Origin of the sequence: Streptomyces sp. NPDC047971 (assembly GCF_040653355.1) — a bacterium.
Classification (GTDB): Bacteria; Actinomycetota; Actinomycetes; order Streptomycetales; family Streptomycetaceae; genus Streptomyces.
On record NZ_JBEZNW010000029.1, the window covers coordinates 16419 to 39764 of the forward strand.

A 23346-nucleotide genomic window follows, 5' to 3' on the forward strand; every position below is an offset into this window, starting at 1 on the left:
TCACGCCCTGTCCGAGGCGCGTTGTCCGAGCAGACCTTGTGGTCTGAACAGGAGCACCAGGATGAGGAGGGAGAACACCCAGATGTCCTTCCAGGCGCCGCCGCCGAACTGTGCCATGCCGGGGATGTGCTCGACGTAGGCGATGGAGAGGGTTTCCGCGACACCGAGGACGACGCCGCCGATCATGGCGCCGTAGATGTTGCCGATGCCGCCGAGGACGGCTGCGGTGAAGGCCTTCAGGCCGAGCAGGAAGCCCATTTCGAAGCGGATCTGGCCCTTGTCGAGGCCTTCGGCGACCGCTGCGACCGCGGCGAAGGCGGCGCCGATGGCGAAGGCCATCACGATGATGCGGTCGGTGTTGATGCCCATCAGCTTCGCGGTGTCCGGGTCCTGCGCCGTGGCCTGCATGGCGCGTCCGCTGCGGCTCTTCGAGACGAAGAGGCCGAGCGCGAGCATGCACGCGGGGGCGGCGACGAGGACGAAGGCGTCGGCGCGGGAGATGGCCAGGCCCTCGAAGAGCTGGAAGCTGTCACCCTTGAACTCGGGGAAGCTGACCGGGCTCTTGGCCTCGGGGTAGAAGCCCCAGACGAGCTGCTGGAGCACGATCGACAGGCCGATGGCCGTGATCAGGGGGGCGAGGCGGGGGGCGCCGCGCAGGGGTCGGTAGGCGAAGCGTTCGGCTGCGGTGGCGACGGCCACGGAGACCACCGCGCCACCTATCAGCATCACGGGAATCGCGATCACGAGGGCCGTGCCCTCGGGCAGGATCGTGTATGCCGTGAGGGCGCCGAAGCCCCCGATCATGAAGATCTCGCCATGGGCGAAGTTGATGAGCTGGACGATGCCGTAGACCATCGTGTAACCGATGGCGATGAGCCCGTAAAGGGCTCCCAGGGCAAGGCCGTCGGCCAGCTGTTGCGGCAGTTCGTTCACCGCAGGGCCTCCGATGAGCGTGTCGGATATGACACCGCGCGAGGGCGCTGTTTGCGCCCTCGCGCGGCTTGGTTCATGTGGTGCGTGTTACGGGGTGGTGCGGGGGTCAGTCCTTGAAGGTCTCGGACTTGACGTCGACCCAGGCGCCGTTCTTGACCTGGTAGACGGTGAGCTGCTTGTTCGTGGTGTCGCCGTACTCGTCGAAGGAGACCTTGCCGGTCACGCCCTCGAAGGAGACCTTGGACATGGCCTCGGTGACCTTGGCGCGGGCGTCGTCGGGCAGCTTGCCGTTGTTGGCGGCGACGACGGCCTTGACGGCCTGGATGATGGACCAGGCGGCGTCGTAGGAGTAGCCGCCGTAGGCCGCGTACGGGTCCTTGTAGCCGGCCGCCGTGTAGTCCGCGATGAACTTCTTGGCGGTCGGGAGCTTCTCGACGGGGAAGCCGACCGAGGTGGCCAGGTCACCGTCGTTGGCCTCGCCGGAGGCCTTGATGAACTGCGGGTCGTAGATGCCGTCGCCGCCCATGGTGGGGATCTTGGCGCCGGCCTTCTTGACCTGGTCCGAGAGCAGGCCGCCCTCGGGGTACTGGCCGCCGAAGTAGACGGAGTCCGCGCCCGAGCCCTTGATCTTGTTGGCGGTGGAGGAGAAGTCGGTCTCCTTCACGGTCACGGAGTCGGTGCCGACGACGGTGCCGCCCAGGCGCTTGAACTCCTCGGCGAAGATCGCGGCGAGGCCGGCGCCGTAGGTCTGCTTGTCGTTGACGACGAAGACCTTCTTCTTGCCGGCGTCCTTGAAGAGGTAGTTCGCGGCGAACTTGCCCTGGACGACGTCCGTGGTGGCGGTACGGAAGTAGGTCTTGAAGGGGCGCTTGAACTCGCCCTTGCCCCAGTTGTCGCCCTGCGAGAGGGAGGGGTTGGTGTTGGCCGGGGAGACCTGCGTGAGGTTGGCCTTGTCGAAGTCCGCCTGCATGGACTGCGAGACACCGGAGTTCAGCGGGCCGACGACGCCGAGGACGTCCTTGATGCCGACGAGCTTGGTGGCGTTGGCCTTACCGGTGGCCGGGACGGCCTGGTCGTCGAGGGCCTCGATCTTGAAGGTGACGCCCGGGACCTCTTTGTTCTTGTTGGCGGTCTGGACCGCCAGGTCCACGGAGTTCTTGATGCCCTGTCCCAGCGCGGAGAGCGAACCGGTGAGCGGCGCGTCGACACCGATGACGACGGTGGTGGTGCCGCTGGAGTTGTCGCTCGTTCCCTTGTCGTCGCGCGAACCGCAGGCGGTGAGGGTGAGTGCTCCCGTGGTGATCACGGTGGTGAGGATGAGCAAGGAACGGTGTCGCACGATGAATCCTTTCCCTGGCGCGGCCCCCTCGAGCTGAGGTGGTGCCGTGAAGCGTGGAGCTGGAGGTGCCGTTTGTGAATGCCGGGCCGTACTGGGGGGTGACTGGGTGGTGCTGGGTCAAGCAGTGGACGCGCCCGGCGGCGCGGTGACTGGCGGTGACTCTAAGCGCAGGTGAGGGAGGTGGGGAGCGAGGAGGTCAGGATGTGACTGTCTTGTTATCGCGAGGGGGAGAGGAGGTGGACAGGGGGTGGGCAAACTCGGGCATATCGGTCAGCAATGTGCTGTTCACATAGTGAGAACGCCCAGTTCCGCTAAGGGGCTTGAGTAGAACTTGCTCCTGTCGGACCGCTTTTGACGCTCTCCGGATACCGGACACCGGTCCCGGCGTCAGCGGACGGAACGTCGACGGCTGAGCCCGCCCGGAAGTGGAGCGGATGTCACGGAGCGTTACGGGGCGTCTGCCAGTTCTCCGAGCTTCCGGTCGCCCCGTCCGCCGCCGCGCACCGTCTTCGGGTCTCCTGGTCGGCGAAGGCCAGTGCGGCCTCGCGTCCCTCCTGGCGTTCCTTGGCCCGGGCGCTGGTGAGGACCTCGTCGTGGATCTTCAACTGCTCGTTCGAAAGCCCTTTTTGTTCCCAGTCGAGCCCGGCCCACTTGCTCCCGTTGAGCGCCTCCTTCACCCAGTACGCGACGAGGTCGGCGCAGATGTCCACGGCCGTCCCCGGGCGCTCGGGCGCCGGGGCGGGGCTGTCGTCGGCGCAGCCGGACAGGCTGGCCAGGGCGCCGGCGGTCAGGACCGCGGCGAGCGCGGTCCCTGCCGGGGCGTGCGGCGGGAGCCTCATGTCCGGGACGCTAAGGGATCTCGTTCGATGGCACAACAGGCTGGCTGGTTAAGGTAGTTGAGGCGCGGCGTGCGAGGGGGTGGGCGCGGGGCGGGGCGCGCCGGCGGGCGGGGCGCGGGTCGTGGCGGGGCGGGCGCCCCGTTGCCGTCGGGCGGGCTCACGGGCCCGCGGGAGGGGTCGCGACGGTGGCGTTCGGTACGCCCGAATCACCCTGACACGTACCGCTGTTGCCCCGAGGGCCGGGTGTGCGGAGCCGGATCCGTGCGGCGTTGGGCGCGACGGAGCCGGTCGGTGCCCCGGTACGGTCGGGGGAGCGCCCGGTGATGCGGTCCCCGGCCCCGGCCCGAGGAGGGCCGGGAGGCGGCCGCGGTGTCCGGAAGTCGATACGCCCGCGCTCCGTCGGAGGGGCCCGGGCGGCGCGCCCGGCGTTCGGAAGCCGATGCTCCGCGTCCGGGAGCCGGTGTTCCGCGGCTCGCCGCGCCGCACCCCTCACGAGCCCCGGAACAGGGGCCTCCATCCCCTCCGGATCGGAGGCTCCCACTCGTGATCGGGAGGCCGAGGGTTTCGCCCGACGGTGACACCCGGTGACCGCGGTGCCGTGATCGCCCGCGCGAGGGGGCCTCGGCGCGGCCGCACCCGACGCGCGCCGCCCAGCGGGGAGCCCTGCGGTCCGGGCGTGGAGCTGCCTGGCCGTGGCGCGGCCCGGGCGTCGTGCGGTCCGGGTGGGGTGAGGTCCGGCGTGACCTGGCCGCGGCGCGGCCCGGGTATGGCGCGGCCCGGGACGGTGGTGTCCGTCCCGGGCCGGGGAAAACGCTGCGCGGTGGTGGTGCGAGGTCAGGCGCTCGCCGCGTCGCCGTGCCTGCCGGCGTCCGGCAGGTTGTCGGCGTCCTTGGCCGTGATCTCGCGGAGCATGCAGGTCAGGCGCGCCGAGCAGACCCGCTTGTCCTGCTCGTCGGTGATCACGATCTCGTACGTCGCCGTGGAGCGGCCGCGGTGGACCGGCGTCGCCACGCCCGTCACGAGGCCGCTGCGGGCGCCCCGGTGGTGGGTGCAGTTCAGGTCCACACCGACGGCGATCTTGGAGACTCCGCCGTGCAGCATCGAGCCGATCGAGCCGAGGGTCTCGGCGAGGACCGCGGAGGCGCCGCCGTGGAGCAGACCGTACGGCTGGGTGTTGCCCTCCACCGGCATCGTCCCGACGACCTTCTCGGCCGAGGCCTCGATGATCTGCACGCCCATGCGGTTGCCGAGGTGCCCGGCCGAGAAGAGGGCGGGAAGATCGACGCCGAGCGCGGCGTACTCGTCGAGCACCTCCTGCGGGAACTTCACATGCTGCTGCTCACCCATCGGCCCGGCTCCGTTCGTCTTCGTACGGCTGCTGATCCATCGATCCGCTGAACCCTGATCCGCCTGAGCAAACGCTTAGGCAGGGGGTGATTGTTCCAGACGCACGACGACGGACTTGCTGGCGGGGGTGTTGCTGATGTCCGCCGTGGACTCCAGGGGCACCAGGACGTTCGTCTCCGGGTAGTACGCGGCCGCGCAGCCCCGGGCCGTCGGGTAGTGCACCACCCGGAAGCCGGGGGCCCGGCGCTCGGTGCCGTCCTTCCACTCACTGACCAGATCGGTGTACGACCCGTCCGCCAGTCCGAGCGCCGCCGCGTCCTCGGGGTGGACCAGGACGACCCGGCGGCCGCCTGTGATGCCGCGGTAGCGGTCGTCGAGGCCGTAGATCGTGGTGTTGTACTGGTCGTGCGAGCGCAGGGTCTGCAGCAGCAGCCGGCCCTCGGGCACCGTGGGGTACTCGACGGGCGCGGCCGTGAAGTTCGCCTTGCCGGTGGCGGTGGGGAAGCGGCGCTCGTCGCGTGGGGCATGCGGGAGAGCGAAACCGCCCGGGGAGGCGGCGAGGCGGGCGTTGAAGTCCTCGAAGCCGGGCACCACGCGCGCGATGCGGTCGCGGATCGTGGCGTAGTCCTTCTCGAACTCCTCCCACGGGGTGACCGAGGCGTCGCCGAGCACCGCCCGCGCCATCCGGGCGACGATCGCCGGCTCGGAGAGCAGGTGCGGGCTCGCGGGCGGCAGGTTGCCGCGGGAGGCGTGCACGAGACCCATGGAGTCCTCGACCGTCACGAACTGCTTGCCGCTCGCCTGGACGTCCTTGTCGGTGCGGCCGAGCGTCGGAAGGATCAACGCGCGCGTGCCGGTGACCGCATGCGAACGGTTCAGCTTCGTCGAGACGTGCACCGTCAGCCGGGCCCGGCGCATGGCCGCCTCGGTGACCTCGGTGTCGGGGGTGGCCCCGACGAAGTTGCCGCCCATCGCGAAGAAGACCTTCGCCTCGCCGTCGCGCAGCGCCTGGATCGAGCGGACCACGTCGAAGCCGTGGTGGCGCGGGGAGACGATCCCGAATTCCTTGTCGAGGGCGTCGAGGAAGGCGGGCGCGGGCCGCTCGAAGATCCCCATCGTGCGGTCGCCCTGCACGTTCGAATGGCCGCGCACCGGGCAGACGCCCGCGCCCGGCCGGCCGATGTTGCCCCGCAGCAGCAGGAAGTTGACCACTTCGCGAATGGTCGGCACGGAGTGCTTGTGCTGGGTGAGGCCCATCGCCCAGCAGACGATGGTCCGCTTCGAGGCGAGGACCATCTCCAGGGCGCGCTCGATCTCGGCGCGGGTCAGCCCGGTCGCGGCGAGGGTCTCGTCCCAGTCCGCCGCGCGGGCGGCCGCGGTGAACTCCTCGTACCCGTGGGTGTGCTCGCGGACGAACCGCTCGTCGACGGCGCCCGGAGTCTCCAGGATCAGCTTGTTGATCAGCCGGAACAGGGCCTGGTCGCCGCCGATGCGGATCTGGAGGAAGAGGTCGTTGAGCGCCGTGCCCCGGAACATGCCCTGCGGGGTCTGCGGGTTCTTGAACCGTTCGAGTCCGGCCTCCGGCAGCGGGTTCACCGAGATGATCCGCGCGCCCCCGGCCTTCGCCTTCTCCAGGGCGGAGAGCATCCGCGGGTGGTTCGTCCCCGGATTCTGCCCGGCGACGACGATCAGATCGGCCTGGTGCAGATCCTCCAGGGAGACGCTGCCCTTGCCGATCCCGATCGTCTCGTTGAGCGCCGAACCCGACGACTCGTGGCACATGTTGGAACAGTCCGGCAGGTTGTTGGTGCCGAACTCGCGGGCGAAGAGCTGGAGCAGGAACGCCGCCTCGTTGCTCGTCCGCCCCGAGGTGTAGAAGAGCGCCTCGTCGGGGGAGGAGAGGGCGGTCAGCTCCTCGGCGAGGATCGAGAACGCCCGTTCCCAGGTCACCGGCTCGTACCGCTCCGCGCCCTCGGGAAGGTACATCGGCTGCGTGAGCCGGCCCTGCTGCCCGAGCCAGTACCCGCTGCGCGTCGCCAGGTCCGCCACCGGGTGCGCGGCGAAGAAGTCGGGCGTGACCCGGTGCAGCGTCGCCTCCTCGGCGACCGCCTTCGCCCCGTTCTCGCAGAACTCCGCCACATGACGCTTGTCCGCCTCCGGCCAGGCGCAGCCGGGGCAGTCGAAGCCGTCCTTCTGATTGACCTTGAGCAGGGTCCGCGCGGTGCGCCGCACCCCCATCTGCGCCTGGGCGATCCTGAGGGTGTGGGCGACGGCGGGCAGCCCGGCGGCGGCGTGCTGGGGCGGCGCTACCTGCGGTGCGTCCTGGACCGGGTCACCGGCGGGGGGCTTGCTGACCATCGCGCTCTCCCTTGAGCGGTCATCGTGTGGCGTACGCACCCGATCCTGTCACGCGTCACGGACAGCCCGTACGGTCGGTCGACGAGGGCGGGAATGTCAGTGGTCCGTGGCAGGATCGTCCCCGTGGCCGAGACAGCATCGAAGACCCAAGACAACCGTCCGCGCCTGCTCCTCATGGACGGGCACTCACTGGCGTACCGGGCGTTCTTCGCGCTGCCTGCGGAGAACTTCACGACCGCGACCGGGCAGCCGACGAACGCCATCTACGGCTTCGCGTCGATGCTGGCGAACACGCTCCGCGACGAGGCGCCCACGCACTTCGCCGTCGCCTTCGACGTGTCCCGCAAGACCTGGCGCTCCGAGGAGTTCCCCGAGTACAAGGCGAACCGTTCCAAGACCCCGGACGAGTTCAAGGGGCAGGTGGAGCTGATCGGCGAGCTGCTGGACGCGATGCGCGCGCAGCGGTTCGCGATCGACGGCTTCGAGGCCGACGACGTCATCGCCACGCTGGCGACCCAGGCCGAGGCCGAGGGCTTCGAGGTCCTGATCGTCACCGGCGACCGCGACTCCTTCCAGCTGATCACGGACCACGTGACCGTGCTGTACCCGACCAAGGGCGTCTCCGAGCTGACCCGCTTCACGCCCGAGAAGGTCGAGGAGAAGTACGGCCTCACCCCCCAGCAGTACCCGGACTTCGCCGCGCTGCGCGGAGACCCGTCGGACAATCTGCCCGGCATCCCCGGCGTCGGCGAGAAGACCGCGGCGAAGTGGATCAATCAGTTCGGTTCCTTCGCCGAGCTGGTGGAGCGGGTCGACGAGGTCAAGGGCAAGGCCGGGCAGAACCTCCGCGACCACCTGGAGTCGGTGAAGCTCAACCGCGTCCTCACCGAGATGGTGCGGGACGTCGAGCTGCCGCGGACCGTCCAGGACCTGGAGCGGGCGCCGTACGACCGCACGGCCGTCGCGCTGGTCCTCGACACCCTGGAGATCCGCAACCCCTCGCTGCGCGAGCGGCTCCTCGCCGTCGACCCGGGCGCCGCGGAGGCGGAGCCCGCCGCGCCCGCCGCCGGGGTGGAGCTGGACGGCACCGTCCTCGGCGCCGGTGAGCTCGCGCCCTGGCTCGCCGAGCACGGCGCCGAGCCGCTCGGCGTGGCCACGGTCGACAGCTGGGCCCTGGGGGCCGGCAGCGTCACCGAGATCGCGCTGGCCGCGGCCGGAGGCGCCGCGGCCTGGTTCGACACCACCCAGCTCGACGAGGCCGACGAGCGGGCGTTCGCCTCCTGGATCGCGGACCCGAAGCGGCCCAAGGTCCTGCACAACGCCAAGGGCGCGCTGCGGGTCTTCCCCGAGCACGGCTGGAGCATCGCCGGCATCACCATGGACACCGCGCTCGCCGCCTATCTGGTCAAGCCGGGCCGCCGCTCCTTCGCGCTGGACGCGCTCTCCGTCGAGTACCTGGGCCGGGAGCTCGCCCCGGCCGCCGCCGCCGACGGCCAGCTCGCCTTCGGCGCCGACGACACCGCCGAGGCCGAGGCCCTGATGGCCCAGGCCCGGGCGGTGCTCGACCTGGGCGCGGCCTTCGAGGAGAAGCTCGGCGAGGTCGGGGCCAGGGAGCTCCTGCACGAGGTCGAGCTGCCCACCTCCCTGCTGCTGGCCCGTCTCGAGCGGCACGGCATCGCCGCCGACCGGGCCCACCTGGAGGCCATGGAGCAGCAGTTCGCCGGTGCCGTCCAGCAGGCGGTGAAGGAGGCGCACGCCTCGGTCGGGCACGAGTTCAACCTCGGCTCGCCCAAGCAGCTCCAGGAGGTCTTCTTCGGCGAGCTGAACCTGCCGAAGACGAAGAAGACCAAGACCGGCTACACGACGGACGCGGACGCCCTCGCGTGGCTGGCCGCGCAGACCGAGCACGAGCTGCCGGTGATCATGCTTCGCCACCGCGAGCAGGCGAGGCTGCGCTCCACGGTCGAGGGCCTGATCAAGACCGTCGCCGCCGACGGCCGCATCCACACCACCTTCAGCCAGACCGTGGCCGCGACCGGACGGCTGTCCTCCACCGACCCGAACCTGCAGAACGTGCCGGTGCGCACCGACGAGGGCCGGGCGATCCGGCACGGCTTCGTCGTCGGCGAGGGCTTCGAGGCCCTGATGACGGCGGACTACAGCCAGATCGAGCTGCGCGTCATGGCCCATCTGTCCGAGGACGAGGGCCTCATCGAGGCGTTCACCTCCGGCGAGGACCTGCACACCACGGTCGCCTCGCAGGTCTTCGGCGTCGAGCGCTCCGCGGTCGACGCCGAGATGCGGCGGAAGATCAAGGCCATGTCGTACGGTCTGGCGTACGGGCTCTCCGCCTTCGGTCTCTCCCAGCAACTGAACATCGAGGCGGGCGAGGCGCGTGCCCTGATGGACACGTACTTCGAGCGCTTCGGCGGGGTGCGCGACTATCTGCGCCGGGTGGTCGACGAGGCGCGCGCCACGGGATACACCGAGACGATGCTGGGCCGCCGTCGCTACCTCCCGGACCTGAACAGCGACAACCGCCAGCGCCGCGAGGCCGCCGAGCGGATGGCGCTCAACGCCCCGATCCAGGGCACCGCGGCGGACATCGTGAAGGTCGCGATGCTGAACGTCGACCGGGCGCTGACGGAGGCGGGTCTCACCTCCCGGATGCTGCTCCAGGTCCACGACGAAATCGTGCTGGAGCTGGCCCCCGGCGAGCGCGAGCAGGTCGAGGCCCTGCTCCGCCGGGAGATGTCCACGGCGGTCACGCTCCGCGCCCCGCTCGACGTGTCGGTCGGTGTGGGCCCGGACTGGGACTCGGCGGCGCACTGACGCGACAGGGCCCCCACGGTCACACCGTGGGGGCCCTGCCGGGTTCTGCGGCGGGCGTGCCGGAGCCGATCATCGCCCCGGGCGGGAGTCCGCCGTGTCCCGGTCCCCCGTGCGTGCGGCGGGGGACGCCCCCGTCCTGCGCAGCCGCATCCCCGCCCCGTACAGCACGAGCCCGACGGCGAGGCCTGCGCCGGCGCCGAAGCAGGCCGTCGGAATGATGTCGAGGGGCGTCTCGACACGGCCCCAGTACGCGTACCAGCGCAGGCAGCGGTGGACCACTCCGGCCAGCACGCACAGGCCGATCAGGCCGCCCGCAAGCAGGCGCTCCCGCCGGCCGAGCACCGGTACGGCCGCGGGCGCCGCGAGGCCGTCGGCGGTCGCCCGCAGCGCCCGTACCGTGAACCAGCACAGCAGGACGAGGGCGAGCGCCGAACCCCCGTACTGGAGATACAGATAGACCGGGAAGCCGGCCACGATCTCGCCGAGGAACGGAATCGCCCGCGTGCCCCAGCGGTCGAGGTGGGTGAAGGCGTCCCACACCACATGGGTCGTGGCGCCGAGCGCCGCCGACAGCGCGAACCAGCAGGCCAGCGGCGCCATCGGCCGCCCCCGCCAGGAGCGTCCGCGGACGAACCCGTACACCCGCCCCCGCCACCGTGCCGGCAGCAGGGCCACCAGCGGCTCACGCACCATCAGCCACGCGGCCACGAGAGCCGCGGTGATCAGGACGTCGACGGTCAGCACTCCCAGGGCGGAGTGCGTCACGTCGCCGAAGAACATCGCGTCCGGGACCGCCGTGGCCGCGAAGTAGGTCATGTCGGGCGAGAACGATCCGGCCACCAGCGCGGAGGCGACCAGCGGCCCCCGTGCGGTGCCGTCGCGGCGGATGCCGGGCAGCACCGCGGCGGCATGGCTCAGCGTGAACGGCATCGGAACATCCCCCTCAGGAACCGCGCCGACCAACGGACTTCCCCCCGCGGGCGAGGGTCGGCGATCACGCCCAGTATGCGGGAGTGATCGGGAAGGGACAGCGAGCGGCCAACAGGTGGCGAAAGCGTGAAACACGGTCAGGGCGCGGTGTTCCGGGGAGCGCAGGTGTCATAGGGTCTCCTGTGTTCACGCGCGGGGAGCGCGGGTGCAGTCCAAGGGGAGGGACCAGACGTATGGCAGCGGAACTCGGCCGCCTGCTGCGCAGGGGAGCGACCAGCGGTGCCGTCGTGGCCGCGGCGGTGGCGGCGCTGGCCGCCTCGCAGGCGCCCGGCGCCACCGCGCCGCCCTCGGACAGCGCGGGTGGCGACCGGCCCGTCGGCGTCGGTGACACGCCGTCGTCCCCCGACGGCACGGCGACCGGTGACTCCCCGTACTACACCGACCTGCCTCCGCTGAACACGCCCAACAAGCCCGGCACCTCCATAGACCTGCCCCTCGTCACCGGTCCCGCCGAGGCGGGCATACCCGCGTCCGTGCTCGCCGCCTACAAGCGGGCGGAACAGTCCATACGGACCAGTGACCCCGCCTGCAACCTCCCGTGGCAGCTGCTCGCCGGAATCGGCAAGGTCGAGTCCGGGCAGGCGCGCGGCGGCCGTGTCGACGCCAACGGCACCACCCACTCGCCGATCCTCGGCCCGGTGCTCAACGGTGTCGGCTTCGCCAACATCTCGGACACCGACAACGGCGCCTACGACGGCGACTCGACGCACGACCGCGCGGTCGGCCCGATGCAGTTCATCCCCTCCACCTGGGCGACCTGGGGTCAGGACGCCAACGGCGACGGCCGCAAGGACCCCAACAACATCTACGACGCCGCCCAGGCCGCCGGTCTCTACCTCTGCGCGAACAACCGCGACCTCGCCGTCAAGGCCGACCTGGACCGGGCGATCCTCAGCTACAACCGCTCGACGGAGTACCTGCACACGGTGCTCTCCTGGTTCGAGTACTACAAGCGCGGCACGCACCAGGTGCCCGACGGCACCGGTCAGTTGCCGGTGGACCGCAGCGACACCCCCCGCACCACCACGCCCGGGCGGACACCTGCGCCGACCACTCCGGTCACCCCCAAGCCCTCCCCTTCGACGGGCACGCCCAAGCCGAACCCGTCCACGCCCACCACACCCCCGACCACGCCGCCGACCACGCCGCCCGTCGATCTGCCCGCCACCGCGAAGGTGACGCGGATCAAGGACGCCGGCACGGGCGCCCTGACGGCCACCGCCGGCGGCGTCTTCGCCGGCCGTCCGGCCGTCCTCGCGCTCGACGCGCACGGCAAGCCGGTCAAGGGACTCGGCGTGCGGTTCGAGATCGTCGGCTCCACCGGCGCCAACCTCGGCGGCGTGGCGAAGAGCGTGACCGTGACCACCGACGCGGCGGGCAAGGCCGTCGCGCCGCTCGTCAGGGCGGGCGAGAAGCCGGGCACGTTCACGGTCCGGGCCACGGTCGTGGGCCGGACGCTCGCTCCCGTCGACTTCGCCGCGACGGTCGTCGAGCGGAGCGCCGACACCCTGGTGCGCGACGACGCCGAGAAGCCGACCGCCACCGCAGGCGAGCGCTTCGCCGACCGCGTCCTGGTCAAGGCCACCCTCGACGGCGCCGCGGCCTCGGGGGTCGCTCTGACCGCCACCATGATCACCTCGGCGGAGGACCCGACGGCGAACTCGAAGGGCCCGTACTTCAAGGACGCCGACGGCAACCCGGTGCGCACGCTGACAGGGCTCACGACGGACGCGAACGGTCTGCTCACGCTCCCCGACATCTACGCGGACGGCGAGACCGGCACCTTCCTGCTGCGCCTCACCGCCCCCGGCGGCGGCACCGTGACCATCGAACTCGAGGTCACCGCCCCGGCGCCCGAGCCGACCCCGACGCCGTCGCCGAGCGGCTCGACCGAGGCGACGCCGACGCCCTGACGTCGGCCGCCGGCCCGTACGACCCCGCCGCCCCCGTGTCCGCCCGGACGCGGGGGCGGCTCTCTGTGTTCTGAGTGCAACGTGTTCTCATCTCGCGGCGGCGTTGCTACGGTGCCCCAGCCCTGACGCCGCATCAGATCGCACCGGGAGGCCGACCATGCGCGCCCTCGTAGCCGCCGCCATCGGGCTGGTCCCAGTCCTCCTCGTCATCCTCCTCGTCGCGGTGGTGGACCTGCCCCCCGACGGACCCACCTCACCCCAGCCCCTCCTCACCGCCGACCCCGGCCCGAAGAAGTAGGAGGAGCCCCGTGCGCCGCCGAGCCAGCCTCGTCCTGCTCTCGTTCGCCGTGTTCTTCGCCGCGATGGCCCCCACCCTGCGGTGGTACGTCTTCCCCCGCGTGGTGAAGATCCCGCCGAACCAGTACCAGGAGATCGTCCTGGAGTCGAAGCCCGCCACCCTCGTCGACTACTCCACCCTCACGGCCAAGGAGGTCGAGAAGCTCACGATCATCCAGACGCTCAAGGGCAACGTGGAGGAGTCGAAGCGGATCGAGCGGGACGCCGGCCGCGATGTCGTCGTCTGGGACGCCCTCACCTACATCACCGGCCCCGACGGCAAGATGGTCTCCCAGATCCCCGAGCGCTACATCTTCGACGCCCACACCCAGGATCCGGTCAACGCCACCGGCGCGATGGTCGACGGCGACGCCGTACGGCGCGAGGGCATCGAGTTCAAGTGGCCCTTCCTCACCGAGAAGCGGGACTACCAGTACTACGACGCCCGGTCCCGCACCACGGCCCCCATCCACTACAAGGGCACCCAGACCTTCCGCGGCATGGAGGTCTACTACTTCGAGCAGACCATCCCCTGGACCAAGGTCCCCATGCCCAAGACGATGCCGGTCAAGGGCATCACCCCGGAGATGATCGCCCAGTCGGGCATGACGATCTGGTACACCACCAAGCGGATGTTCTGGGTCGACCCCGTCACCGGCGCCCCGGTCAACGGCGAGGAGATCCACAAGGAGGAGCTCCGCAACGACAAGACCGCGTGGAAGGTCACCGCCTTCTCCGGCCACGTGAAGATGCGCGAGGACTACATCCGCTCCACCGTCGAGCTCGTCAAGACCAACCGGACGGTCGTCCTCCTTGTCACCTCCTATCTGCCGTGGACCTTCGTCACCCTGGCCCTCGCCCTGCTCGCCCTCGCCCTCTGGCTGGAGGCCCGCGGCCGACGCGCCGGCTCCGCGCCCGCTACCGCTCCCTCCTGAGCCGCGCACTGGTGTGCCGGGTCGGCTCCGCGGCGGCGGGGTCCTCCGGCCACGGGTGCTTGGGATAGCGCCCGCGCAGCTCCGCCCGCACCGCGCGGTACCCCTCGCGCCAGAACGAGGCCAGATCGGCGGTGACGGCCGCCGGGCGACCGGCGGGGGAGAGGAGATGGACGACGACCGGTGTCCCCGCGACCTCCGGCGTCTCGGCCAGGCCGAACATCTCCTGCAACTTCACCGCGAGGACCGGCTGTTCGCCGCCGTAGTCGACGCGAATCCACGATCCGCTCGGGACCTCGATCCGCTCCGGAGCCAGCTCGCCGAGCCGGCCGGCCTCGCCCGTCGCCCAGGGCAGCAGGCGCTGCAGCGCCTGCCCCGCATCGATCCGGCCCAGATCGGCCCGCCGCCGCGCCCGGGACAGCTCGGGCTCCAGCCACTCCTCCGCGCGATCCAGCAGCGGCTCCTCCGCCACCTCCGGCCAGGGCTCGCCGAGCACCCGGCGCAGAAACCCCAGTCGCTGTCTCAGCTCCTCCGCCTCACGGCTCCACCGCAACAGCCCGAGCCCCTCGCGCCGCAACCCGTCGAGCAGGGCCGCCCGCACGAGCGCGGGATCGGCGTCCTCCCTGAGGGGGCGCGTGGACAGTTCGACGGCGCCCAGCCGGGACACGGAACGGGCTACCACGTCCCCCTCCTCCCAGTGGACCTCCTCGCCCGCCACGTACAGATGACCGCAGGCGGCCCGCGCGACGTCCTCGTCCACCACGGCCGCCAGCCGCACCCTGGCCGTGGCGCTCCGCACCGGCCGGTCCGCCACCGCCACGGCCAGCCAGGGGGTGCTGCGCAGCCCCGACGCCTCGGCGAGCTCGGCGCCCGTCCCCGACACCATCAGGAACCCGCCCCCCTCGCGGGCCCTGGCCACCCGCTCGGGAAACGCCAGCGCCGTCACCAGCCCGGCCACCGCGTCGTCCCCCGCCATCGGGTGCCCGGTGCCACCGGATCCCGCCGGCCGCGCCGGGGCCGCGGCGCGGCCAGGGCCGCCCGTCGGGCACCCGGCCCGCGTGCCGCCGCCGGCCGGCGTGTCGGCGCCCGCCTCGGCGGCCGACCGCTCCAGGCGCCGGGCCTCGGCCTTCCAGCGCGCCCCGTAGGCGTCACTGCCGCGCCGCGCCGCACGCCAGGCCGCCGCCAGATCGTCGCCGTACTCCCGGGGCGGCTCCTCACTGAGCAGCGCCACCACCTCGGCCGCCCGCCGGACGCCCACCTCGGGCGCGCCGTCCAGAAGCGCCCGGGCCAGCCGGGGATGCACGCCGAGCCGGGACATCCGCAGGCCCCGTTCCGTGGCCCTGCCCGCGTCGTCCACCGCTCCGGCCGCGGTCAGCGCGGCGCGGGCCGCCGTCATGGCCCCCGCCGGAGGGGCGTCCAGGAGGGCGAGCCCCGCCGCCGAGGGGTCGCCCCAGCACGCGGTGCGCAGCGCGAAGGAGGCCAGGTCCGCGATCTCGATCTCGGGGGAGGGGAAGCGTGCTCGGCGTCCGTCGTCCGCCTCCGCCCAGCAGCGGTAGACCACGCCGGGTGCCTCGCGCCCGGCCCGCCCCGAGCGCTGCGTGGCGCCCGCGACCGACACCGGCACCGTGGCCAGCGACCCGAGCCCTCGGGCGTGGTCCATCCGCGGCTCCCGGGCGAGACCCGAGTCCACGACGATCCGCACCCCCGGCACGGTGAGGCTCGACTCCGCCACGGAGGTCGCGAGGATCACCCTCCGCCGTCCACCGGGCTCCGTCCCGCGCAGCACCGTGTCCTGCACGGCCGCCGGGGCCCGCCCGTGCAGCTGGAGCACGTCGGCGTCGAGGTCCGCCAGCATCCCGGCCGTGCGCGCGATCTCTCCCGTGCCGGGCAGGAAACAGAGGACATCGCCCTCGTGGCGCTCGCAGGCGAGCCTGACCGTCGCCGCCACATGACGCAGCAGGGCGGGATCGACCCAGGTGCCGTGGGAGGGCCGGACACCGGCCGGGGGCGGGGCGAAGCGGACGCCGTAGCCGTGCCCCTCCCCCTTGCCCCACACGATCGGCGCGGGACCGCTGCCGTCGAGGACGGTGAGGAGCTCCGCCCACGCCTCGGCGTCACTCGTGGCCGACGCGGCGATCAGCCTCAGCTCGGGCCGCAGCGTCGCGCGGACGTCCACCAGGAACGCCATCGCCGTGTCCGCGTCCAGATGGCGCTCGTGGCACTCGTCGAGGAGCACCACGTCCACGCCCGCCAGCTCCGGATCGCGCTGGAGCCGCTGGAGCAGGACACCCGTCGTCACCACCTCGACGCGGGTCGCGGGGCCCGCGCGGCGCTCACCGCGCACGGAGAAGCCGACGGCCTCGCCGACCTCCTGGCCCAGCAGCCACGCCATCCGCCGGGCCGCCGCCCGCACCGCCATCCGGCGCGGCTCGGCCACCAGCACCCGACGCCGCGGGCCGTCCCCTATGAGACCCGCGAGCGCGAGCGGCACCAGCGTGGTCTTGCCGGTGCCGGGAGGCGCGTACAGCACCGCCGTGCCGCGCTCCTCGAGCGCGGTCAGCAACTCGGGTACGGCATGGCGGACGGGGAGACGGTCGAGTGCGTCGTGTCGGATCACGCACTCAGTCTCGTACGTCCTCGCAGACGGCGGGTCCGGCCGTCCACAGGCCCCGTCCTCTCATATGACAAGTGGGGCTCGGGGGGACGGTGGGGCCTCTGTGACCGTCAGTCCCGCTCGCAGACGAAGATCGCCGTTCCCGGGATCAGATTCCCCCGCAGCGGGGACCAGCCGCCCCACTCCTGGCCGTTCCACGCCGGCCACTCCGGCTCCACCAGGTCCACCAGCCGGAAACCGCCGGCCACCACGTCCCGTACCCGGTCGCCGATCGTCCGGTGGTGCTCCACATAGACGGCGCGCCCCTGCTCGTCCTGCTCCACATAGGGAGTGCGGTCGAAGTAGGAGGACGCGACCGACAGCCCCTCCGGGCCGGGCTCGTCCGGGAACGCCCAGCGGATCGGGTGCGTCACCGAGAACACCCACCGGCCGCCCGGCCGCAGCACCCGGCGCACCTCGCGGAACACCTTGACCGGGTCCGCCACGAACGGCACCGCGCCGTACGCCGAGCACGCGAGGTCGAAGGCGCCGTCGGCGAAGGGCAGCGCTCCCGCGTCCGCCTCGACCAGCGGCACGTCCCCGCCGATCCGCAGCGCGTGCTGGAGCTGGCGGTGCGAGAGGTCCAGCGCCACCGGCCGCGCCCCCTGCGCCGCGAGCCAGCGCGAGCACTGCGCCGCCCCCGCGCCGATCTCCAGGACGTCCAGCCCCTTCAGCGCGCCGGCCGGTCCGAGCAGTCCGGCCTCGGCCTCGTCCAGACCCTCCGGACCCCACACGAACCGGTCGTCCCCGAGGAAGGCGCCGTGGTCGTTCTGGTACTCGTCCGCGTTCCGGTCCCACCAGCCGCGGCTCGCCCGGCTGCTCTCCGCGTCGCCGGCGTCACGCCGGGTCGCCTCCGGCTCCTCGTCGAGTCCGTCTTCCTGTCCGTACTCTTGGTTCATCTCGCCCGTCGATGTAGTTTGCGCTCAGCGCGGCTGCGCTGCCCCCGCGCCGGGATGGCCTGGGGGGACGTGAGTTGTGCCGGTTATGCGGTGATCCGCCCCGGGTGCGCGCTTCGCGCATTGACCCTGTCCGGCTGCCCCCGTATGCTAAAGGTTGCGCTGCGGGCCTGCGCGCCTCAGACGGAGCAGGCCGCGCTCGCACGGTTGTATGTCCCCTCGGTTCGCGAGGCGCCCCGCCGTTCAGTCGGCAAGGCGCTTCATTGGCTGTCCGGCTTCTTCGGTGCGATACGGGCTCACGGCGTAGCAGTACCTACGACTTTCTGTCCGTAACCGGAGCCCTTTCCCACATGACGAGCAGCACCGAGACCACCGCCACCACCCCGCAGGTTGCGGTCAACGACATCGGTAACGAGGAAGCCTTCCTCGCCGCGATCGACGAGACGATCAAGTACTTCAACGACGGCGACATCGTCGACGGCGTCATCGTGAAGGTCGACCGGGACGAGGTCCTGCTCGACATCGGTTACAAGACCGAAGGTGTCATCCCGAGCCGCGAGCTCTCGATCAAGCACGACGTCGACCCGAACGAGGTCGTCAAGGTCGGCGACGAGATCGAGGCCCTGGTTCTCCAGAAGGAGGACAAGGAAGGCCGCCTGATCCTCTCGAAGAAGCGCGCCCAGTACGAGCGTGCTTGGGGCACCATCGAGAAGATCAAGGAAGAGGACGGCATCGTCACCGGTACCGTCATCGAGGTCGTCAAGGGTGGTCTCATCCTCGACATCGGCCTCCGCGGCTTCCTCCCGGCCTCCCTGGTCGAGATGCGTCGCGTCCGCGACCTCCAGCCCTACGTGGGCAAGGAGCTCGAGGCGAAGATCATCGAGCTGGACAAGAACCGCAACAACGTGGTCCTGTCCCGCCGTGCCTGGCTGGAGCAGACCCAGTCCGAGGTTCGCCAGACCTTCCTCACGACCCTCCAGAAGGGTCAGGTCCGCTCCGGCGTCGTGTCCTCGATCGTCAACTTCGGTGCCTTCGTGGACCTGGGTGGCGTCGACGGCCTCGTGCACGTCTCCGAGCTCTCCTGGAAGCACATCGACCACCCGTCCGAGGTTGTCGAGGTCGGCCAGGAGGTCACCGTCGAGGTTCTCGACGTGGACATGGACCGCGAGCGTGTCTCCCTGTCGCTGAAGGCGACGCAGGAGGACCCGTGGCAGCAGTTCGCCCGCACGCACCAGATCGGTCAGGTCGTCCCGGGCAAGGTCACCAAGCTGGTTCCGTTCGGTGCGTTCGTCCGCGTGGACGAGGGCATCGAGGGTCTGGTCCACATCTCCGAGCTGGCCGAGCGCCACGTGGAGATCCCGGAGCAGGTCGTCCAGGTCAACGACGAGATCTTCGTCAAGGTCATCGACATCGACCTCGAGCGTCGCCGGATCTCGCTGTCCCTGAAGCAGGCCAACGAGTCCTTCGGTGCCGACCCGGCGTCGGTCGAGTTCGACCCGACCCTGTACGGCATGGCCGCGTCCTACGACGACCAGGGCAACTACATCTACCCCGAGGGCTTCGACCCCGAGACCAACGACTGGCTCGAGGGCTACGAGACCCAGCGCGAGGCCTGGGAGACCCAGTACGCCGAGGCGCAGCAGCGCTTCGAGCAGCACCAGGCTCAGGTCATCAAGTCCCGCGAGGCCGACGAGGCCGCCGCTGCCGAGGGTGGCGCCGCCGCTCCGGCCGGTGCCCCGGCGGGCGTCTCCGGTGGTTCGTACTCCTCGGAGTCGGACGACAACTCCGGCGCCCTGGCGTCGGACGAGGCCCTGGCTGCCCTGCGCGAGAAGCTGGCCGGCGGCCAGAGCTGAATCGGCTCTGCCCCTAGGCACTAGCTAGCCAACGATCGAGGCCCGTTCCCCCTCCGGGGAGCGGGCCTCAGTCGTTCCCGCGCCCAACGCCGCCCCGCGCCCCGCGCCCGCGCCCCGCGCCCGCGCCGCGCCCCGCGCGTGCCCGTCCGCTGACACTCCGTCCACGAAAGCCGTCGCCGGGGAATGCCCCTGGGCCGCCGGGCGTTCTTTCCTACGAACGCGAGGAGGAGCGGTAATCGTGCTTGATCCCCAGGATTTGTACGAATGGGACCAGAAGGGCCTGGCCGTCGTGGACATGGCCCTGGCGCAGGAGTCGGCCGGGTTGGTCATGCTGTACCACTTCGACGGCTACATCGACGCGGGTGAGACAGGCGAGCAGATCGTCGAGCGCCTGCTCGACACGCTGCCGCACCAGGTCGTGGCCCGCTTCGACCACGACCGGCTCGTCGACTACCGCGCCCGTCGTCCGCTGCTCACCTTCCGCCGGGACCGCTGGACGGCCTACGAGACACCCGCCATCGAGGTCCGGCTCGTCCAGGACGCCACCGGCGCGCCGTTCCTGCTGCTCTCCGGCCCCGAGCCGGACGTGGAGTGGGAGCGCTTCGCCGCCGCGGTCCGCCAGATCGTCGAGCGGCTCGGCGTGCGTCTGTCCGTGAACTTCCACGGCATCCCCATGGGGGTACCCCACACCCGCCCCGTCGGCATCACCCCGCACGGCAGCCGGACGGACCTCATGCCCGGCCACCGCAGCCCCTTCGACGAGGCCCAGGTGCCCGGCAGCGCGGAGTCCCTCCTCGAATTCCGGCTCACCGAGTCCGGACACGACACGCTCGGCGTCGCGGCCCATGTCCCGCACTACGTCGCCCGCTCGTCCTACCCGGACGCCGCCCTGACCGCCCTGGAGGCCATCACGGCCGCCACCGGGCTCGTGCTGCCCGGCGTCGCGCACGCGCTGCGCACGGAGGCCCGCCGGACACAGACCGAGATCGAGCGCCAGATCGGCGAGGGTGACGACGAGCTCACGGCGCTGGTCCAGGGCCTTGAGCACCAGTACGACGCGGCGGCCGGCGCCGAGACCCGGGGCAGCCTGGTCGCCGAACCCGTGGACCTGCCGTCCGCGGACGAGCTGGGCCGCGAGTTCGAGCGCTTCCTCGCCGAGCGGGAAGGCGACGCGTAGCCCCGCCGATCCCGGGCCCGGCCCCGCCGGGCCGGCAGCGGCCCATGGGCCCTAAGCTGCCGCTCATGCTGAAGGTGGGCCTGACCGGTGGTATCGGCGCCGGCAAGAGTGAAGTGTCGCGGCTGCTCGTCTCGTACGGGGCCGTGCTGATCGACGCCGACAAGATCGCGCGCGAGGTCGTCGAGCCCGGAACACCCGGGCTCGCGGCCGTCGTGGAGGCGTTCGGGGCGGAGATCCTGACCGCCGAGGGCACCCTGGACCGGCCGAGGCTGGGCTCGATCGTCTTCGCCGACGCCGACCGCCTCGCCACCCTGAACGCCATCGTCCATCCCCTCGTCGGCGCCCGCTCCGCCGAGCTGGAGAGCGCCGCGGGGCCGGACGACGTCGTCGTCCACGACGTGCCCCTCCTCACCGAGAACGGACTCGCCCCCCTCTACGACCTGGTCGTCGTCGTGGACGCGTCCCCCGAGACCCAGCTCGACCGACTCGTACGGCTGCGCGGCATGGCCGAGGCCGAGGCGCGGGCCCGGATGGCGGCCCAGGCCACACGCGAGGAGCGGCGGGCGATCGGGCACCTGATCATCGACAACGACGGGCCGCTGGAGACGCTGGAACCCCAGGTGCGGAAGGTCTGGGCGGAGCTGACGCGGCGGGCGGCCGACGAGGGGCGCTAGGGATTGCGCGCAAGCTCCCCGGCGCGCGCAGATCGCCCACGCGCCCGGATGGGTAGGGATCGCGGAGGTGGTGGCCGGATCGGTCCTCCGGTACGGAATACAGCCGCCGTAAGCGATGTTGAACCGCCGGAGCAAGGGAAGGATGCCACCGTGGCCGAGAGGAACCCGGAAACCCACGTCATCGACTTCCGCGCCGCCGAGCAGCTGCTGGCCGCGCGGGACCCCCGCGGTGCCGTGAAGCTGCTCGACTCGGTGATCGCCGCCCACCCCGAGAACACCGCGGCACGGCTGCTGCGCGCCCGCGCGTTCTTCGCCGCCGCGCAGCTGCGGCCCGCGGAGCTCGAGTTCGAACTCGTCCTGGAGCGAGAGCCGGACAACGCGTTCGCGCACTTCGCGCTGGCCCGCACGTTCCAGCGCTCCGGACGCCCCGACCAGGCCACCCGGCACTTCAGGCTGGCGGCCGCGCTCGACCCCAAGCCCGAGTACCTCCAAGCGGCCCGCTTCGGCACCGCGGACTGACCTCGGGCGGGCGCGGGCGCCGCGAAGGCCGCCCCGCGTGCGTCAGCACTCTGGCGACACGGGCTTGCTCCGCCTGGACCGCCCCGCGCACGCCCGCGTCAGCGGCGGCCCGTGCCGCCGCGGTCGGGTTCGTACGGCGGGATGTCCCGCCCCGGCTGCCAGTGCGGCCCCTGGTGGATGTGGCGCAGCACCATCGACATGTCGACAGCGGCCACCAGGAACAGCACCCCGCAGGCCGCGGCCCATCCCGGCCTGCCGACCAGGGCGAACACCGTCGTACCGAAGGCTGCCCAGAGCAGCCCCCACAGGCTCAGCCAGAACCGCAGCCGCAGGGCACTGCGCGCGGTCCTGGGCTCACTCCCCGTACGCATCGCGGTCGCCTCTCCCAGCGAGAACTCCCGAGGCTCTACTGAGGGTGTACCCCCGTGGCGCGGGGGCGAACGGGCCCGGCCCCGGGAACGGCCGCGCGTCCCCCCTCGTTCTTCGGGGCATGAGCGGACGGATGCGTGAGGGACACCAAGGGACAGGGCCCGGCGCCATCACCCCGGACGGATGCGCGGTGGAGGTCTACCGGCGCCTGGGGGTCGGCAGCGAGCCCGAGGTGATCGAGGCCGCCGTGCCGGCCGGAGCCTCGCTGCTCGAACTGGGCTGCGGAGCCGGACGGGTGACGGGGCCTCTGGTCGAGCGGGGCTTCACCGTGACGGCGGTGGACGAGTCGGCCGAGATGCTCGACGCGGTCCGGGAGCGCGTGCCCGGTGCGCGGACGGTACGGAGCCCGATCGAATCGCTGCGGCTGGACCGGCGGTTCGATGTGGTGATGCTCGGCTCGTTCCTGGTGCACACGGCCGAACACGACACCAGGCAGGGATTTCTGGAGAGCTGCAGACGGCATGTGCGGGACGACGGCCACGTCCTGATCCAGCGCGAGGGCGAGAGCTGGCACCTGGACGTGCCACGGGAGCGCGAGGACCCGGGCGGCTGCACGGTACGGATCGTGTCGGCGGAGCCGGTGGGAGACGGCGTCAACTCGGTCGTCGCCGAGTACCTCTTCCCGGACATGCGCTGGACCCAGACCTTCCGCTCTCGGCCCCTCGGCAAGGAGGAGTTCGAGCGGTACCTGGGTGAGGCCGGGCTTGCGGTGGACGCCTATCTGACGGACGACGGCACCTGGGTCAGAGCCCGCCCCATCGCGGAGTGAGCGAGCCGCCGGTGTCCTCGCGGAGCCGCCGGTGTCCTCGCGCCGGGTGGCGGAACGACGAGGTGAGGCGTTCCCCTCGCGCTCAGTGCACGAAGCTGTAACTGCGCCAGGGGAGCGTGTCGGGCGCGATCCTGTTGCTCGTGTTGGTGGCCACGTAGATGGAGTCACCCTGGCAGTTCCGGTTCGTGTACGCCTTGAGATCGATGAGTGTCTCGTTCTCGATCGCCCTCACGCCGGACGGTGCCAGGCGGTGGCAGCCGTTCACCGACGGGCTCGTCACGGAGATCACGACCTCGCGCTCGGTCTCGTAGATCACGGGGCCCACCGCGGTGCGGCCGAGGCCGGAGCAGCCCGCGACGGCGAGGGTCAGGAGCGCGGCCCCGGCGGCGGTGCCGAGACGCCGGTGAACGGACATGGCGGTTCCTCGTCTGTCGGGCGAAGGCGGCATAAGCCCTGTTCTCCGCCACCCTGCCGCCTGCCGGGCGGCCTGTCACCCGCTGCTGGGCCGCCCGGGCGAAGCGGCACGGAGCCCGCCGGCTCTCCCACGGATCGCCGAG

General features: G+C 71.7%; 19 protein-coding genes. 9 read left to right on the top strand and 10 right to left on the bottom strand.

Annotation, left to right across the window (positions count from 1 at the left end):
* The 5 genes from AB0D99_RS24860 to AB0D99_RS24880 all read right to left on the bottom strand — a co-directional run bounded on the left by AB0D99_RS24860 (window position 1) and on the right by AB0D99_RS24880 (window position 6816).
* Window positions 1-933, bottom strand: a complete 933-nt coding sequence (locus AB0D99_RS24860) for a branched-chain amino acid ABC transporter permease (protein ID WP_362366248.1) — start codon at window positions 931-933, stop codon at window positions 1-3.
* Window positions 934-1039: 106 nt separating this feature from the next.
* Entirely contained in the window at window positions 1040-2272 is a 1233-nt protein-coding gene (locus tag AB0D99_RS24865; protein WP_362366251.1) for a branched-chain amino acid ABC transporter substrate-binding protein, read from the bottom strand.
* Window positions 2273-2709: 437 nt separating this feature from the next.
* Window positions 2710-3111: a hypothetical protein gene (locus AB0D99_RS24870; RefSeq protein ID WP_362366253.1), complete on the bottom strand. Its 402-nt coding sequence runs from the start codon at window positions 3109-3111 to the stop codon at window positions 2710-2712.
* Between the two features lie 834 nt (window positions 3112-3945).
* Window positions 3946-4458, bottom strand: coding sequence for a hotdog fold thioesterase (locus AB0D99_RS24875; protein WP_362366255.1), 513 nt, complete (start codon window positions 4456-4458; stop codon window positions 3946-3948).
* 75 nt (window positions 4459-4533) lie between these two features.
* Window positions 4534-6816 (bottom strand): FdhF/YdeP family oxidoreductase, encoded by a 2283-nt coding sequence (locus AB0D99_RS24880; protein WP_362366258.1) that lies wholly within the window; start codon window positions 6814-6816, stop codon window positions 4534-4536.
* A 123-nt stretch (window positions 6817-6939) separates the two neighbouring features.
* On the opposite strand from AB0D99_RS24880, the gene polA reads away from it, so the two are divergent.
* A complete protein-coding gene (polA, locus tag AB0D99_RS24885; RefSeq protein ID WP_362366261.1) occupies window positions 6940-9648 on the top strand; it encodes a DNA polymerase I in 2709 nt (902 codons plus the stop codon).
* Window positions 9649-9717: 69 nt separating this feature from the next.
* On the opposite strand, the gene AB0D99_RS24890 is transcribed toward polA, so the two are convergent.
* The gene (locus AB0D99_RS24890; RefSeq protein ID WP_362366264.1) at window positions 9718-10578 is read right to left on the bottom strand and encodes a DUF4184 family protein; all 861 of its coding nucleotides are present in this window, start codon (window positions 10576-10578) and stop codon (window positions 9718-9720) included.
* Window positions 10579-10811: 233 nt separating this feature from the next.
* On the opposite strand from AB0D99_RS24890, the gene AB0D99_RS24895 reads away from it, so the two are divergent.
* From AB0D99_RS24895 to AB0D99_RS24905, 3 genes are all read left to right on the top strand, one after another.
* Window positions 10812-12551, top strand: a complete 1740-nt coding sequence (locus AB0D99_RS24895) for a lytic murein transglycosylase (protein ID WP_362366267.1) — start codon at window positions 10812-10814, stop codon at window positions 12549-12551.
* Window positions 12552-12708: 157 nt separating this feature from the next.
* Complete coding sequence (locus AB0D99_RS24900; protein WP_362366270.1) at window positions 12709-12849, top strand: SPW_0924 family protein; 141 nt, start codon at window positions 12709-12711, stop codon at window positions 12847-12849.
* A 10-nt stretch (window positions 12850-12859) separates the two neighbouring features.
* Window positions 12860-13822 (top strand): DUF3068 domain-containing protein, encoded by a 963-nt coding sequence (locus AB0D99_RS24905; RefSeq protein WP_362366273.1) that lies wholly within the window; start codon window positions 12860-12862, stop codon window positions 13820-13822.
* Here the strand turns inward: AB0D99_RS24905 and AB0D99_RS24910 are convergent.
* Together AB0D99_RS24910 and AB0D99_RS24915 are read right to left on the bottom strand one after the other, a co-directional pair.
* On the bottom strand, window positions 13806-16436 hold the full coding sequence (locus tag AB0D99_RS24910) for an ATP-dependent helicase C-terminal domain-containing protein (RefSeq protein ID WP_362366276.1): 2631 nt from the start codon (window positions 16434-16436) through the stop codon (window positions 13806-13808). The two genes, AB0D99_RS24905 and AB0D99_RS24910, sit on opposite strands and share 17 nt — an antisense overlap.
* Before the next feature lie 107 nt (window positions 16437-16543).
* On the bottom strand, window positions 16544-17371 hold the full coding sequence (locus AB0D99_RS24915) for a class I SAM-dependent methyltransferase (protein ID WP_362366279.1): 828 nt from the start codon (window positions 17369-17371) through the stop codon (window positions 16544-16546).
* Window positions 17372-17718: 347 nt separating this feature from the next.
* Here AB0D99_RS24915 and rpsA point away from each other — a divergent pair, with 347 nt between their 5' ends.
* The 4 genes from rpsA (at window position 17719) to AB0D99_RS24935 (ending at window position 21591) form a co-directional block, all read left to right on the top strand.
* A complete protein-coding gene (gene rpsA, locus AB0D99_RS24920) occupies window positions 17719-19221 on the top strand; it encodes a 30S ribosomal protein S1 (RefSeq protein ID WP_019885395.1) in 1503 nt (500 codons plus the stop codon).
* Window positions 19222-19459: 238 nt separating this feature from the next.
* Entirely contained in the window at window positions 19460-20398 is a 939-nt protein-coding gene (locus AB0D99_RS24925) for a PAC2 family protein (RefSeq protein WP_362366283.1), read from the top strand.
* A 65-nt stretch (window positions 20399-20463) separates the two neighbouring features.
* Complete coding sequence (coaE, locus tag AB0D99_RS24930; protein WP_362366286.1) at window positions 20464-21072, top strand: dephospho-CoA kinase; 609 nt, start codon at window positions 20464-20466, stop codon at window positions 21070-21072.
* Window positions 21073-21222: 150 nt separating this feature from the next.
* Window positions 21223-21591, top strand: a complete 369-nt coding sequence (locus tag AB0D99_RS24935) for a tetratricopeptide repeat protein (protein WP_362366289.1) — start codon at window positions 21223-21225, stop codon at window positions 21589-21591.
* Between the two features lie 98 nt (window positions 21592-21689).
* Here the strand turns inward: AB0D99_RS24935 and AB0D99_RS24940 are convergent, their stop codons facing one another.
* Entirely contained in the window at window positions 21690-21962 is a 273-nt protein-coding gene (locus AB0D99_RS24940) for a DUF6343 family protein (RefSeq protein WP_362366292.1), read from the bottom strand.
* Window positions 21963-22093: 131 nt separating this feature from the next.
* On the opposite strand from AB0D99_RS24940, the gene AB0D99_RS24945 reads away from it, so the two are divergent.
* Window positions 22094-22789, top strand: a complete 696-nt coding sequence (locus AB0D99_RS24945; protein ID WP_362366295.1) for a class I SAM-dependent methyltransferase — start codon at window positions 22094-22096, stop codon at window positions 22787-22789.
* An 82-nt stretch (window positions 22790-22871) separates the two neighbouring features.
* Here the strand turns inward: AB0D99_RS24945 and AB0D99_RS24950 are convergent, their stop codons facing one another.
* Window positions 22872-23204: a hypothetical protein gene (locus AB0D99_RS24950; protein ID WP_362366298.1), complete on the bottom strand. Its 333-nt coding sequence runs from the start codon at window positions 23202-23204 to the stop codon at window positions 22872-22874.
* Between the last annotated feature and the right edge of the window lie 142 nt (window positions 23205-23346).

Bases quoted from the DNA above. Each gene is read 5' to 3' on its own strand.
- AB0D99_RS24940 (WP_362366292.1), bottom strand. From the start codon at position 21,962: ATGCGTACGGGGAGTGAGCCCAGGACCGCGCGCAGTGCCCTGCGGCTG.
- AB0D99_RS24895 (WP_362366267.1), top strand. From the start codon at position 10,812: ATGGCAGCGGAACTCGGCCGCCTGCTGCGCAGGGGAGCGACCAGCGGT.
- rpsA (WP_019885395.1), top strand. From the start codon at position 17,719: ATGACGAGCAGCACCGAGACCACCGCCACCACCCCGCAGGTTGCGGTC.
- AB0D99_RS24945 (WP_362366295.1), top strand. From the start codon at position 22,094: ATGCGTGAGGGACACCAAGGGACAGGGCCCGGCGCCATCACCCCGGAC.
- AB0D99_RS24870 (WP_362366253.1), bottom strand. From the start codon at position 3,111: ATGAGGCTCCCGCCGCACGCCCCGGCAGGGACCGCGCTCGCCGCGGTC.
- AB0D99_RS24880 (WP_362366258.1), bottom strand. From the start codon at position 6,816: ATGGTCAGCAAGCCCCCCGCCGGTGACCCGGTCCAGGACGCACCGCAG.
- AB0D99_RS24915 (WP_362366279.1), bottom strand. From the start codon at position 17,371: ATGAACCAAGAGTACGGACAGGAAGACGGACTCGACGAGGAGCCGGAG.
- AB0D99_RS24890 (WP_362366264.1), bottom strand. From the start codon at position 10,578: ATGCCGTTCACGCTGAGCCATGCCGCCGCGGTGCTGCCCGGCATCCGC.
- AB0D99_RS24900 (WP_362366270.1), top strand. From the start codon at position 12,709: ATGCGCGCCCTCGTAGCCGCCGCCATCGGGCTGGTCCCAGTCCTCCTC.
- AB0D99_RS24875 (WP_362366255.1), bottom strand. From the start codon at position 4,458: ATGGGTGAGCAGCAGCATGTGAAGTTCCCGCAGGAGGTGCTCGACGAG.
- coaE (WP_362366286.1), top strand. From the start codon at position 20,464: ATGCTGAAGGTGGGCCTGACCGGTGGTATCGGCGCCGGCAAGAGTGAA.
- AB0D99_RS24950 (WP_362366298.1), bottom strand. From the start codon at position 23,204: ATGTCCGTTCACCGGCGTCTCGGCACCGCCGCCGGGGCCGCGCTCCTG.